Genomic DNA, 12593 nt, shown 5'->3' with positions numbered 1-12593 from the left:
CTAGTCCGCCCAGTCGAGCACGCCCTTCTTCCAGACGTACACGAGGCCGGCCACGAGCGTGGCCACGAAGATACCCATGGAGAGGAACCCGGCCCAACCGAGGCCCGGGTAGCCCTCGCTCGGAAGGAGCAGCACGGCCCACGGGTAAAGGAAGATCGCTTCGATGTCGAAGACGATGAAGAGCAGCGCGACGACGTAGAACTTCACGCCGAAGCGCTCGCGCGGGGAGCCGGCGGCCGGCTCCGAACCGCACTCGAACGGGGTGCTCTTGACCACGCTCGGCCGCCGGGGACCGAGCAGGTTGGCGAGCGCCACCATGAGGGCCGCGAGTCCGACGGCCACCAGCAGAGCGACGCCAATCGGGAAATAGTTCTGGAGAGGTGTCAGCATGGGTGGGCAGGGGTCCGCTTGGAGGCCCCTTAAGTGCCTGTCGCGATCAGGGTTGTCAACGGGTTTGGCCCCCTTGACACAGGGGGGGCGTTATGTAGACTCCGCCCGCACTTTCCTGAGTTTTGCCGACAACATAGGTCCACTTTAGGAGCGCCAGCATGGGCTTTGAGTTTGGCACAGTCCTCGTCTTCGCCATCGTCGCCATCGGTTTTGCTTTCGGTGGAATCGCGGGCTCGCGCCTAGTGGGACCTCGTCTCCCCAACGCAGAGAAGTCCTCCATCTATGAGTGCGGCGAGCGGCCCATCGGGGTGGCTTGGTTCAACTTCAATCCGCGCTTCTATCTGGTCGCCCTCGTCTTCGTGATCTTCGAGGTCGACATCGCGCTCACGTTCCCCGTCGTCGCGGTCTACCGCGAGTGGGTCGGGACGAGCCCCTCGATGGCGTGGGTGGCGTTCGCGGAGCTCTTCCTCTTCACGGCGATCCTGGTCGTCGGCCTGGCGTGGGTCTGGGCGCACGGCGACCTCGAGTGGGTGAAGACGCTCGGGCCGACGCAGGCGGCAGCGACCGAGCCCGCCCCGCGGAAGGCTGCGTAGTCGGGACGCGTTCACGTACTGAGGAGATCGCTTTCAGATGACGGCACGCACGATGGACCCGGGGGTGGGCGGCGACGTCACGCTCCTGCACACGAGCCAGCTCGACAACCTCATCAACCTGGCCCGCGCCAGCTCGCTGTACTACCTGACGTTCGGCCTCGCCTGCTGCGGGATCGAGCTCATGCAGACGGGCGGTCCGCGCGCCGACGTGATGCGCTTCGGCGCGATCCCCCGCGCCTCGCCGCGCCAGGCCGACTTCATGATCGTGGCCGGCACGCTCACCTACAAGATGGCCGAGCGCGCGAGGCTGCTCTACCACCAGATGCCCGACCCCAAGTACGTGATCTCGATGGGCTCCTGCTCGAACTGCGGCGGCCTCTTCCAGCTCGGTTACTCGGTGTGCAAGGGGGTCGACAAGGTCATCCCGGTGGACGTCTACGTGCCCGGCTGTCCTCCGCGGCCGGAGGCGCTGACGGAAGGACTGCTCCGCCTGCAGGAGATCGTGCGGAGCGAGCCCTGGTCCACGAAGCGCCGCCCTCAGCCGGAGCGGCCGGAGATCGCGTAGGACTTCATCGCTTCGTCGTTATTGCGCTGCACGCAGCACGGTATTCGGGGCGGGGCGGGTTGGGGCGCCGGTGGCGCGCACCCACTCGCCTCGCGCCATGTCAGGGGACAGGATGACGACTCGATCGACCCATGAAATCCACGAGCGCCTGCTTGCAAAATTCGGCGACGCCGTCGGACCGCTCTCCGAGCCCAAGATCGATCCCTTCGCGGTCGTGAAGCGCGAGCGGATCGTCGAGATCTGCGAGTTCCTCAAGACCGAGCCCGGCCTCGAGTTCGACTTCCTCGAGGACCTCACCGCGATCGACTGGCCGAAGCGGAACGTGATCGAGGTGGTGTACCACCTCCTCTCCTACACCCACCGTCACACGCTCGTCCTCAAGGTCGAGCTGGATCGCGCGAGCCCGTCGATCCCGACCGTCGAGGGTGTCTGGAAGACGGCCAACTGGTTCGAGCGCGAGGTGTACGACCTGTTCGGCGTCACCTTCACCGGCCACCCGGACCTCCGCCGCATCATGTTGCCGGACGACTGGATCGGCCACCCGCTCCTCAAGGACTACCAGGAGGCGGGCGGCTGGCACGGCATCTCCAACGAGCGCGAGAACCCGCTCGTCGAGCTGAAGCGGCTCGACGACGCGAAGCGGGCCGAGGCCGCCGCCGCCGCGCCTCAGCCCGACCCCACCGCCAAGGCGTAGAGGAGATCCCATGGAAAAGCTCATCCTCCGCCGGGTGGATCGACAGAACGAGGAGATGATCCTCAACTTCGGCCCGCAGCACCCCTCCACCCACGGCGTCATCAACTTCCTCGTCGAGACCGACGGTGAGGTGCTGAAGCGGGCGACGCCCGACGTCGGCTACCTGCACCGGTCGATCGAGAAGATCGGCGAGCTGGTCGGCTACCCGGGCTTCATGCCCTACACCGATCGCGTGGACTATGTGGCGGCCATGTTCGCCAACGAGGGCTACGCCATCGCGGTCGAGAAGCTGCTCAAGCTCGAGGTGCCGCCGCGCGCCCAGTGGCTCCGCGCCATCTCCTGCGAGCTCTGCCGCATCGCCTCCCACCTCGTCTCGGTGGGCACCATGGTGATGGACATCGGCGCCTTCACGCCGATGCTGCACGGCATCCGCGAGCGCGAGACCATCAACGACCTCATCGAGGCGCTCTGCGGCGCGCGCCTGACGTACAACTACCACCGCATCGGCGGCGTCGCGTTCGACCTCCCCGAGGGCTGGCGGGACAAGGTCCTCGCCTTCCTGGACCACTTCGACAAGTTCCTGGTCGAGTACGACCGGCTGATCTCGTTCAACGAGATCTACGTCAAGCGCCTCGCGAACGTGGCCGTCATCCCCGGCCCGATGGCGGTGAACTACGGCCTCGTCGGCCCGAACCTCCGCGGCTCCGGCGTGGACTGGGACGTCCGCCGCGACATGCCCTACGGCGCCTATCCGAACTTCCAGTTCAAGGTGCCGGTCGGCAAGGGCTACTTCGGCGTCTCCGGCGACTCGTTCGACCGCTACTACGTCCGCTGCCTCGAGATGGCCGAGTCCTCGAAGATCGTCCGCCAGGCGCTCGAGTCCCTCCCCGAGGGCGAGATCACGGCCAAGGTGCCCCGCAACATCAAGCCGGAGGCCGGCGAGGCGCTCTCGCGCGTCGAGAGCGCCCGCGGCGAGATGGCCTACTACGTGGTCTCGGACGGCACGAACAAGGCGTACCGCGTCCGCGTCCGGACCGGCTCCTTCACGGCCATGAGCGTCATCGAGGACATCTCTCCCGGTCTGATGGTCGCCGACCTGGTCGCCCTCATCTCGTCGCTGGACGTCGTCGCCCCGGAGATCGATCGATGAACGCCAAGACCCAAGACCTCAGCGCGCGCTCCGGCAAGACCGCCCGCGGGGTCCTCCTCGCGACGCTGGCCTTCGGGTTCGGCCTGCCCACGGTGCTGCTCGCCGCGGTGCTCGTGCTCTCGCCCGTCTCCAAGCCGGCCATGCTCGTCGCGGCGCTCCGCGCGGTCGGGGTGGACCTCTCCGCCTGGTCGCCCAACGCACGGTACGTGCTGTGGGCCGTGGTGATGGTGGTCCTCGCCCTCATCATCGTGACGTTCGCCGCGGTCATCTCGGGCATGACGGTGTGGTGGGAGATGCGGGTCAGCGCCCGCATGCAGAGCCGCATCGGCTACAACCGCGTGGGAGCGGGCGGTTACTTCCAGTGGATCGCCGACGCGGTGAAGCTGCTCTTCAAGGAGGACCTCATCCCCGCGGACGCGGACAAGCTCCTCTTCCGCGCGTCCCCGTACTTCGTCCTGACCGGCTTCGCCCTCGTCTTCGTGGCGCTGCCCTTCGGCGAGAGCCTCATCGCCGCCGACCTGAACGTCGGCATCTTCTACATCACGGCGGTGACCGCGCTGGTGGTGGTCGGGATCCTGATCGCCGGCTGGTCGTCGAACTCCAAGTGGGCGCTCTTCGGCGGCATGCGGTCCGCCGCGCAGGTGATCTCCTACGAGATCCCCGCCGGCCTCTCCGCCATGGTCCCGGTGCTGATGTCCGGCACCCTGTCGATGCAGGGGATCACCCGCTCCCAGGGCGCCTGGCCGTGGGAGTGGCACGCGTTCACGAACCCCTTCGCGCTGGTCGCCTTCGGCATCTTCTTCGTCTCGCAGCTGGCCGAGGGCAACCGCACGCCGTTCGACCTCCCCGAGGCCGAGTCCGAGCTGGTGGCCGGCTACCTCTCGGAGTACTCGGGCTTCCGCTTCGCGCTCTTCTTCCTGGTCGAGTTCGGGAACCTCTGGGTGATGTCGGCCATCGCGGTCACGCTGTTCTTCGGCGGCTGGCAGGTGCCCTTCGCCGGGCCCGAGGTCTTCGCGGCGGCGCGCGGCGCCGGCGAGCTGCCCGGGGCCACGTGGTGGGGGCTGCAGGTGGCCTCCATGCTCGTCTTCGTCACGAAGACGCTGCTGGTCCTGAACGTCGTGGTGTGGGTCCGCTGGACGCTGCCCCGCATCCGCGTCGACCAGATGATGAGCCTCTGCTGGAAGTACCTCGTCCCGTTCGCCTTCGTCACCTTCGTCGCCACCCTGCTCTGGGAGATCCTGGTCGCCCGCGCGCCCGTCGCGTCGCACGTCGCCGGCGGGGCGATGGTCGCGGCGATGGTGGTGGTGGCCTTCTTCTTCGCCCGCCAGACGCGGCAGAACATCTCCGCGGTCGGCGACCGCGTGGACTTCACCAACTGGTAAGAGGAGCCGGAACGATGCCTCAGACCGTCCGCGAGTACACCGGCTCCATCCGGAACACGGTGAAGTCCTTCTGGCACGGGTTGTCGATCACGCTCTCGTACCTCGCCCGACGCCCGACGACGGTCCAGTACCCGGACCGCACGCCGATGCCGGTGCGCGACATGCTGCCCCCGCGCTACCGCGGGTTCCTCGAGGTGGACACCGCCATCTGCACCGGCTGCCAGGCCTGCGAGCGCGCGTGCCCGATCGGCTGCATCCAGATCTCGCTCGAGAAGGACCCGGCGAACCCCAAGCAGCGCGTCGTCACGCAGTTCGACATCGACGAGGCGAAGTGCATGTTCTGCGGGCTCTGCGTGGAGCCCTGCCCGACCGGCTCCATCCAGCACACGCGCGAGTTCGAGGCCACCCAGCGCCACATCCGGAACCTGGTGTTCCGCTGGTCCGACCCCTTGAAGCCGTTCCCCGTGTACAAGGTGGACAAGAACGCGGAGTACTACCCGCGCGTCCCGCTGGGCTCGCTGGTCCGCGCCCGGCTCGAGACGCTCGCGTGGGACCGGGCGGCGCCGGTGTTCCTGCCGCCCGAGCCGGCCGGCGCCGCGAAGCCCGCCGCCCAGCCCAAGGTGGCGGCCGCCGCCGCCGCGGGCGCAGCGCCCGCGAAGGCTGCCGCGCCTGCGCTCAAGGCCGCGCCGACGAACGGCGCCCCTGCCGCCGAGAAGCCTGCCGTGGTCGCGCCCGTGGGGGCGCCCGCGGCGGATGGAGTGAAGGCTCCCGCGCCCGCGAAGGCGCCCGCAGCCGAGCAGGCCGCCGCGGAGCCGGCCGTCACCCTGACCCCAGAGACGAAGTGAGGACGCGACCGTGAGAACGAACGCAGGAAAGCTGTCCTGGGTCGCCGCCGCGGCGCTCGTCGCCGCGTTCCTGGGCTACATGATCGTGGAGGTCATCCTGCCCGCGGGCGCGGGGAGGGCGGCCCCCACCGCCGGCGCGCTCACGCTGCCGGACGTCGTCTTCTACGCGCTCGCGGCCGTCACGCTCGCGGGCGCCGGGGGCGTCGCCCTCTCGCGGAACATCCTCTACTCCGCGCTCGGCCTCCTCTTCTGCCTCCTCGGCGCGGGCGGGCTCTACGTCTTCCTGTCGGCCGACTTCGTCGCCGTCACGCAGCTCCTCGTGTACATCGGCGGCGTCCTCGTCCTCGTGCTGTTCGCCGTGATGCTCACGAGCCGGATCACCGAGATCAACGTGTCGAACACGAGCTTCGGCCGGTTCGGCGGGATCCTCATGTTCGTCGCGGTCGCGCCGGTCCTCCTCGCGGTCGCGCTGCTCACGCCCTGGGCGGCGGCGAGCGCGCCCGGCGCGCTCGCCCCGACGACCGCCACCATCGGCAACGCCTTGCTCACCCGGTGGCTGCTGCCCTTCGAGCTCGCGTCGGTGGTGCTCCTCGCGACGCTCGTCGGCGCGGTCGTCATCGCACGCAAGGAGATCAAGGCCGACTAGGCCGGAGACCCGCATGATCTCGCTCAACCACTTCCTCGTCGTCGGCGCGCTGCTCTTCACCCTCGGCCTCGTGACGGTCGCGACCCGTCGCAACGCCGTGGGCATCCTGATGGGCGTCGAGCTCATCCTGAACGGCGCGAACGTGAACCTGGTCGCCTTCAACCACTACGTGACCGGCGGCGTGACCGGGCAGGTGTTCGCCCTGTTCGTCATCGTCCTCGCGACCGCCGAGGCCGCGGTGGGCCTCGCGATCGTCCTCTCCATCTTCCAGACGTTCAAGACCATCGACGTCCGCCACGCGGACCTCATGCGAGAGTAACGATGGAACACGCGAACCTTCAGGTGGTCGGCCACGCGGCCGAGGAGCTCGGCCGGCTCGCCGTGCACCACGTCTCGTACCTCTGGCTCATCCCGCTGTTCCCGCTCGTCGGCGCGGCCATCAACGCGCTCGTCGGGTGGAAGCTGCAGCGGATGTTCGGCAAGAAGATCGTCCACCGCATCGCGGTCACGGCCATGCTCGCCGCGTTCGCGGTGGCGCTGCGGGCGTTCTGGCAGCTCCTCCACCTCCCCGCCGATGAGCGCTTCCTCCAGGACACGCTCTGGAACATGCTCACCGCCGGGCGCGTGACCGTGGATCTCGCGTTCGCGCTCGACCCGCTCTCGATGATGATGGTCCTCGTCGTCACCGGGATCGGGACGCTCATCCACGTCTTCTCCATCGGCTACATGGCCGACGAGCCGGCGTACTGGCGGTTCTTCTCGTACCTGAACCTGTTCATCTTCGCGATGCTGCTCCTCGTCATGGGGGACAACTTCGCGGTGATGTTCTTCGGGTGGGAGGGCGTCGGCCTCGCGAGCTACCTGCTCATCGCCTTCTGGTACACGGACCCGGAGAAGGCCAAGGCCGGCATGAAGGCCTTCGTGGCGAACCGCTTCGGCGACTTCGGCTTCATCGCCGGCCTCCTGCTCCTGTTCTGGGCCCTCGGCGGCGCCTGGACGCCCCGGGACGGCATCCTCCGGAACACGGACTACCAGCCGGCCGCCGAGCTCAACGCGGTCGCCCCCGCCGCGACGGCGGCCGAGGCGGACGCGCTCGCGCCGCGCGTCGACGGCGTGAAGGTCGGCCCGACGCTGAACTTCCGCGAGCTGCGCGACCAGGTCGTCATCGAGGCGACCGGCGTGAAGGAGCGGCTCGTCCACACGCACATCTGGGGCGTCTCGATCCTGGCGCTCATCGGGATCCTGCTGTTCGTCGGCGCGATGGGCAAGAGCGCCCAGCTGCCGCTCTACGTGTGGCTGCCGGACGCGATGGCCGGCCCGACCCCGGTCTCCGCCCTCATCCACGCGGCGACGATGGTCACCGCGGGCGTCTACATGGTGGCGCGCCTCAACTTCCTCTTCGCGCTCTCACCGTCGGCGATGGGCTGGGTCGCGCTCATCGGCGCGGCGACGGCGATCTTCGCCGCCTCGATCGGCTTCTTCCAGTACGACATCAAGAAGGTCCTCGCCTACTCCACCGTCTCGCAGCTCGGCTTCATGTTCATCGGCGTGGGCGTCGGCGCGTACTGGGCCGGCACCTACCACCTCCTCACCCACGCGTTCTTCAAGGCGACGCTCTTCCTCGGGTCCGGCTCCGTCATCCTCGGCTGCCACCACGAGCAGGACATGCGGAAGATGGGCGGGCTGAAGAAGTACATGCCCATCACCCGCTGGACGTACCTCTTCGCCTGCATCGCCATCGCCGGCTTCCCGATCGCGAACGGCTTCTACTCGAAGGACGAGATCCTCTGGAAGGCGTTCACGAGCCGGCACCTCGAGCTCTTCGGCGTCCCCACGCCCTGGCTCGGGCCGCTCATCTACGCGATCGGCATCATCGCTGCGACGGGCACCGCCTTCTACATGTACCGCTCGTACTACATGACGTTCACGGGCGAGTACCGCGGCAACTCGGGCCACCACGACGAGCACAACGTCGATCCCCACGCGGCGGTCGCGGCGAAGGCGTCCGCGCTCAGCCACGCGGTGCACGCCGACGACGGCGCGGCGCACGCGTTCGGCTCCGACGCCCACGCGCCCTCGCACGGCGCCGTGAGCCTCCGTGCGGCCGACCACGCGCACGCGGTGCACGCAACGGCGCACGGCCACGACGCCGGCCACTCGGCGCCGGCGCACGACGCCGCCGGCCACGGCCACCATGGCGGCACGCCGCACGAGTCGCCCTGGACGATGACGCTCGTCCTCGCGCTCCTCGCCGCGGGCTCGTTCTTCACCCTCTTCCTCGGCATCCCTGCCGCCTGGACGCACACGGCGCCGCTCCTCGAGCACTGGCTCGAGCCGACGCTGCTCGCCGAGGTGCCGTTCGCGAACGTCGAGCACGTCTGGGAGTACGTCTTCCAGGGCACCGGCGTCCTCGCCGCCGTGGTCGGCTGGCTCGGCGCCCGGGCGCTCTACAAGGACGGCATCAGCGACGTGCCGGCCCGGCTCAAGGCCCGCTTCGAGGCCGCGTGGACGGTCGTCTACAACAAGTACTACGTGGACGAGCTCTACGCGCTCGTCGTCCTCCGCCCCTCCGTCGCCCTCGCCCGCGCGCTGAGCCGCTTCGACGGCACGGTCATCGACGGCCTCGTGAACTTCGTCGGCGCCATCGGCCGCACCCTCGGCCGCCTCGACGCCGCCATCGACAAGTACCTCGTCGACGGGCTGGTGAACGCGGTGGCGCAGGCCACCTGGGGCATCGGTCGCCAGATGCGGCACGTCCAGACGGGCCGGATCCAGACGTACCTCTACGGCGCGCTCGGGGGCGCGCTCGTCGTGGTCCTGCTGAACTTCCTCATCTCGTAGCGCCAGGAGAGCCGAGCACATGTTCCTGAACCCGGGCAACGTCCTCAGCTGGGCCACATTCTTCCCGCTCGCCGGAGCGGCCGCGATCGTCGTCCTGCTCGCGGTCCGCTACGTCGCGAACCTCCCCAAGAAGCTCGTCGACGACGGCGCGCGCCTCATCGCGCTGCTCGCCAGCGGGCTCTCGCTCGTCGCGGCGATCGCGGCGTGGCGCATGTACGATCCGACCGAGACGGGCGTGCAGCTCACGCAGCACTTCGTCTGGATCCGCTCCTTCAACATCGAGTACCTCGTGGGGGCCGACGGGCTCTCGATCTCGATGGTGCTCCTGTCCGGCCTCATCTCCTTCGTCGCGACCATCGCGTCGATGCCGTGGTGGTCGGGCGCGAAGGCCGCCGAGATGGCCGGCATGGTCGAGCACGACCACGGCCACGGCGACGACGCCCACCACCCGAAGCACTTCTCGGTGCGGATGGTGCCCGGCTACATGTTCATGCTGCTGCTCCTGCAGACCGGCATGATGGGCACCTTCGTCGCCCTGGACATGTTCCTCTTCTACGTGTTCTGGGAGGTCATGCTCCTGCCGATGTACTTCCTCATCGGCGTGTGGGGCGGGCCGCGCAAGGAGTACGCGGCGATCAAGTTCTTCCTCTACACCCTCGCCGGCTCCGTGCTGATGCTCCTCGCGATCATCGGCATCTACTACAACAGCGCGCCCGCGATGCTCGCGGACGGGACGATGTCGGCCGGGCACACGTTCAACATCATCGCGCTCGGGCACCAGGGCGCGCAGGGCCAGTTCCTGAGCGCGGCGCCCATCCTCGGGATGGCGTTCACGAAGCTCGCCTTCGTCGCCCTCTTCATCGGGTTCGCGATCAAGATCCCGATGTTCCCGTTCCACACCTGGTTGCCCGACGCGCACGTCGAGGCGCCGACGCCCATCTCCGTCATCCTGGCCGGCGTGCTCCTGAAGATGGGCATCTACGGCATCCTGCGCTTCAACTACGCGATCCTGCCCGACGCGACCGCGTGGGCCGCGCACGCGATGGCGGTCTTCGGCGTCATCAACATCATCTACGCCGCGTTCGTCTGCCTCGGGCAGAAGGACCTGAAGAAGCTCATCGCCTACTCGTCCGTCTCGCACATGGGCTTCTCGCTGCTCGGCATGGCGGCGATGACGCCCGCGGGCATCTCGGGCGCGGTGCTGAACCTCTTCACCCACGGCATCATCAGCCCGATGCTCTTCCTCATCGTGGGCGTGATCTACGACCGCGCCCACCACCGCGAGATCGAGAAGTTCGGCGGCCTCGCCTCCGAGCTCCCCGAGTACACCGCGATCATGGGCCTCGCGTTCTTCGCGTCGCTCGGCCTCCCCGGCCTCGCCGGCTTCATCGCCGAGTTCATGGTCTTCACCGGCGCGTTCCCGGTGTTCACGGGCTACACGATCATCTCGGCGACGGCGGTCATCATCACCGCCGCGTACTACCTGTGGGCCATCCACCGGATGTTCCTCGGCAAGCTGAACCCGGTCTACAAGGGCTACCCGGACCTCAACTGGCGCGAGCGCATCTCCCTCTACCCGCTCGCCGCCATCGCGATCGTCCTCGGCTTCTACCCGCAGGCGATCCTCGGGGTCATCAACCGCAGCCTGCACCTCATCATCCAGAACATCCGGCCGCTGTAGGCCCGGAGCGAGACCGCGATGGAATCCCTCCTCCCTCTCGTCGACGAGAACCTGCGCTCCGCGCTCTGGTTCCGTCCGGAGATGGCGCTCACGTTCGGGACGCTCGTCCTGTTCGTGCTCGACGTCGCGCTCCGGCGGAGCGCGGCGCGCGTGGCGCTCCTCTCCGCCGCGGCGCTCGCCGTGCTGGCCGCTGCGGCGGGGCTGCTCGCCATCCAGCCGCACGACGCGCAGTCGCTCTTCAACGGCATGATCGCGAACGACGCGTTCGCGATCTTCTTCAAGTGGCTGTTCCTCGCGGCGGGCGCGCTCACCGTCGTCATCTCCGCGCAGGGGCAGGACTTCCCGTCCGAGCGGATCGGCCAGTTCTTCGCGCTCCTCATGGCGATCGTGCTCGGCATGTTCATGATGGCGAGCGCGACCGACCTGCTCATGGTCTACCTCTCCATCGAGCTCGTCTCGCTGACGAGCTACGTGCTCGCGGGCTTCCGGAAGGGCGACCGCAAGGCCGCGGAGGGCTCGCTGAAGTACGTCATCTACGGCGGCGTCGCCTCCGGGGTGATGATCTTCGGCATGAGCTACCTGTACGGCCTCAGCGGCACGACGAGCCTCATCGAGCTCGGCGGCCGCATCCAGGGGCTCCAGGTCGCAGGCCTGTCGCTCGCGGCGACGCGCCTCGCGCTCGTGGTCTCCATCGTCTTCGTGACCGCCGGCGTCGGCTACAAGATCGCGGCGGTGCCGTGGCACATGTGGTGCCCGGACGTGTACGAGGGCGCGCCCACGCCGTTCACCGCGTTCCTCTCCGTCGGGCCGAAGGCCGCCGGGTTCGCGCTCGCGATCCGCATCTTCCACTCCGCGCTCGCGGGCCCGACCTCCCCCGTGACGGGGTTCGCCGACGCGCTCGGGGGCCTCCCCTGGCCCGCGATCGTCGGCGTCCTCTCCGCCGTCACGATGACGCTCGGCAACCTCACCGCGCTCGGGCAGACGAACCTGAAGCGGCTCCTCGCCTACTCGTCCATCGCGCACGCCGGCTACACGCTCATGGGCCTCTCCGCGGTCTCCGACCGCGGCGTGCAGGCCATCATGATCTACATGCTCGTGTACCTCGTGATGAACGTGGGCGCGTTCCTGGTGGTGATCCTCGTCGCCGAGGCGACGGGCTCGGAGTCGATCCTCGACTACCGCGGGCTGTCGAAGCGGCACCCGGTCGCGGCGGTGGCGTTCGCGATCTTCCTGTTCTCGCTCACCGGCCTCCCGCCGTTCGCGGGGTTCGCCGGCAAGTGGTACCTGTTCTACGCGGTGTTCGAGCGGATCGACGGCCCCGGCGGGAGCTGGTACGCGTGGCTCGCGCTCATCGGCGCCCTCAACACCGCGGTCTCGCTCTACTACTACGCGCGCGTGATCCGGGCGATGTTCATCGACGCTCCGTACGTCGCGAATCCACCGGCCATCCGCGTGCGCCCGGTCTACCAGGTGCTCCTCGGCGGCTTCTCCGTGGCGATCCTGGTGTTCGGAATCTGGTGGACGCCGATGATCCGCTGGACGCAGGCGTCGCTGCAGCTCTTCCGCGGGTAAGGCGACCCCTTCCGCACCGCGGCGCGCGGCCCGACCGGTCCAACCGGTCGGGCCGTTCTCTTTTCGGCGGCGCGACCCTCCCGGGACGCTTCGCGGAGCGCCGGCCTCGGGCGCCTAAACGGCGGATGTTCGGAAACAGCCGACGAGCGAAGCGAGTCCGCCGGGGCGCCACCGCGATAGCGGCGAAGCCGCCCGCGGGGGGGGCCCGGGCCCCGCCGGGCGGGGGGGGGGCCC

The 12593-nt window shown here is 68.8% G+C and carries 12 protein-coding genes; 11 read left to right on the top strand and 1 reads right to left on the bottom strand.

Features of this window, described 5'->3' with window-relative positions; all coding sequences use genetic code 11:
* Window positions 1-390, bottom strand: a complete 390-nt coding sequence (locus MNY62_RS19160) for an NADH-quinone oxidoreductase subunit A (protein ID WP_242345927.1) — start codon at window positions 388-390, stop codon at window positions 1-3.
* Window positions 391-548: 158 nt separating this feature from the next.
* On the opposite strand from MNY62_RS19160, the gene MNY62_RS19155 reads away from it, so the two are divergent.
* The 11 genes from MNY62_RS19155 to MNY62_RS19105 all read left to right on the top strand — a co-directional run bounded on the left by MNY62_RS19155 (window position 549) and on the right by MNY62_RS19105 (window position 12359).
* On the top strand, window positions 549-983 hold the full coding sequence (locus MNY62_RS19155; RefSeq protein ID WP_242345925.1) for an NADH-quinone oxidoreductase subunit A: 435 nt from the start codon (window positions 549-551) through the stop codon (window positions 981-983).
* Between the two features lie 37 nt (window positions 984-1020).
* Window positions 1021-1548 (top strand): NADH-quinone oxidoreductase subunit NuoB, encoded by a 528-nt coding sequence (gene nuoB / locus MNY62_RS19150; protein WP_242345923.1) that lies wholly within the window; start codon window positions 1021-1023, stop codon window positions 1546-1548.
* A gap of 112 nt (window positions 1549-1660) precedes the next feature.
* Window positions 1661-2242, top strand: coding sequence for an NADH-quinone oxidoreductase subunit C (locus tag MNY62_RS19145; RefSeq protein WP_242345921.1), 582 nt, complete (start codon window positions 1661-1663; stop codon window positions 2240-2242).
* Window positions 2243-2252: 10 nt separating this feature from the next.
* On the top strand, window positions 2253-3392 hold the full coding sequence (locus MNY62_RS19140) for an NADH-quinone oxidoreductase subunit D (RefSeq protein ID WP_242345920.1): 1140 nt from the start codon (window positions 2253-2255) through the stop codon (window positions 3390-3392).
* Complete coding sequence (nuoH, locus tag MNY62_RS19135; RefSeq protein WP_242345918.1) at window positions 3389-4774, top strand: NADH-quinone oxidoreductase subunit NuoH; 1386 nt, start codon at window positions 3389-3391, stop codon at window positions 4772-4774. The genes MNY62_RS19140 and nuoH overlap by 4 nt, the downstream gene beginning before the upstream one ends.
* A 14-nt stretch (window positions 4775-4788) precedes the next feature.
* Window positions 4789-5619, top strand: a complete 831-nt coding sequence (locus tag MNY62_RS19130) for a NuoI/complex I 23 kDa subunit family protein (RefSeq protein WP_242345916.1) — start codon at window positions 4789-4791, stop codon at window positions 5617-5619.
* Between the two features lie 10 nt (window positions 5620-5629).
* Window positions 5630-6265, top strand: a complete 636-nt coding sequence (locus MNY62_RS19125; protein WP_242345914.1) for an NADH-quinone oxidoreductase subunit J family protein — start codon at window positions 5630-5632, stop codon at window positions 6263-6265.
* A 13-nt stretch (window positions 6266-6278) separates the two neighbouring features.
* Entirely contained in the window at window positions 6279-6584 is a 306-nt protein-coding gene (gene nuoK / locus MNY62_RS19120) for an NADH-quinone oxidoreductase subunit NuoK (protein WP_242345912.1), read from the top strand.
* Between the two features lie 2 nt (window positions 6585-6586).
* Entirely contained in the window at window positions 6587-9106 is a 2520-nt protein-coding gene (nuoL, locus tag MNY62_RS19115; protein WP_242345910.1) for an NADH-quinone oxidoreductase subunit L, read from the top strand.
* Window positions 9107-9125: 19 nt separating this feature from the next.
* Window positions 9126-10787 (top strand): complex I subunit 4 family protein, encoded by a 1662-nt coding sequence (locus tag MNY62_RS19110; RefSeq protein ID WP_242345908.1) that lies wholly within the window; start codon window positions 9126-9128, stop codon window positions 10785-10787.
* An 18-nt stretch (window positions 10788-10805) separates the two neighbouring features.
* On the top strand, window positions 10806-12359 hold the full coding sequence (locus MNY62_RS19105; protein WP_242345906.1) for an NADH-quinone oxidoreductase subunit N: 1554 nt from the start codon (window positions 10806-10808) through the stop codon (window positions 12357-12359).
* Window positions 12360-12593 lie beyond the last annotated feature (234 nt).

Origin of the sequence: Anaeromyxobacter terrae, from assembly GCF_022690685.1 — a bacterium.
GTDB classification, from domain to species: Bacteria; Myxococcota; Myxococcia; order Myxococcales; family Anaeromyxobacteraceae; genus Anaeromyxobacter; species Anaeromyxobacter terrae.
The sequence above is the reverse complement of the archived record's forward strand: the minus strand, read 5'-3'. Positions and strand labels throughout refer to the sequence as shown.

Bases quoted from the DNA above. Each gene is read 5' to 3' on its own strand.
- MNY62_RS19160 (WP_242345927.1), bottom strand. From the start codon at position 390: ATGCTGACACCTCTCCAGAACTATTTCCCGATTGGCGTCGCTCTGCTG.
- MNY62_RS19155 (WP_242345925.1), top strand. From the start codon at position 549: ATGGGCTTTGAGTTTGGCACAGTCCTCGTCTTCGCCATCGTCGCCATC.
- nuoB (WP_242345923.1), top strand. From the start codon at position 1,021: ATGACGGCACGCACGATGGACCCGGGGGTGGGCGGCGACGTCACGCTC.
- MNY62_RS19145 (WP_242345921.1), top strand. From the start codon at position 1,661: ATGACGACTCGATCGACCCATGAAATCCACGAGCGCCTGCTTGCAAAA.
- MNY62_RS19140 (WP_242345920.1), top strand. From the start codon at position 2,253: ATGGAAAAGCTCATCCTCCGCCGGGTGGATCGACAGAACGAGGAGATG.
- nuoH (WP_242345918.1), top strand. From the start codon at position 3,389: ATGAACGCCAAGACCCAAGACCTCAGCGCGCGCTCCGGCAAGACCGCC.
- MNY62_RS19130 (WP_242345916.1), top strand. From the start codon at position 4,789: ATGCCTCAGACCGTCCGCGAGTACACCGGCTCCATCCGGAACACGGTG.
- nuoK (WP_242345912.1), top strand. From the start codon at position 6,279: ATGATCTCGCTCAACCACTTCCTCGTCGTCGGCGCGCTGCTCTTCACC.
- nuoL (WP_242345910.1), top strand. From the start codon at position 6,587: ATGGAACACGCGAACCTTCAGGTGGTCGGCCACGCGGCCGAGGAGCTC.
- MNY62_RS19110 (WP_242345908.1), top strand. From the start codon at position 9,126: ATGTTCCTGAACCCGGGCAACGTCCTCAGCTGGGCCACATTCTTCCCG.
- MNY62_RS19105 (WP_242345906.1), top strand. From the start codon at position 10,806: ATGGAATCCCTCCTCCCTCTCGTCGACGAGAACCTGCGCTCCGCGCTC.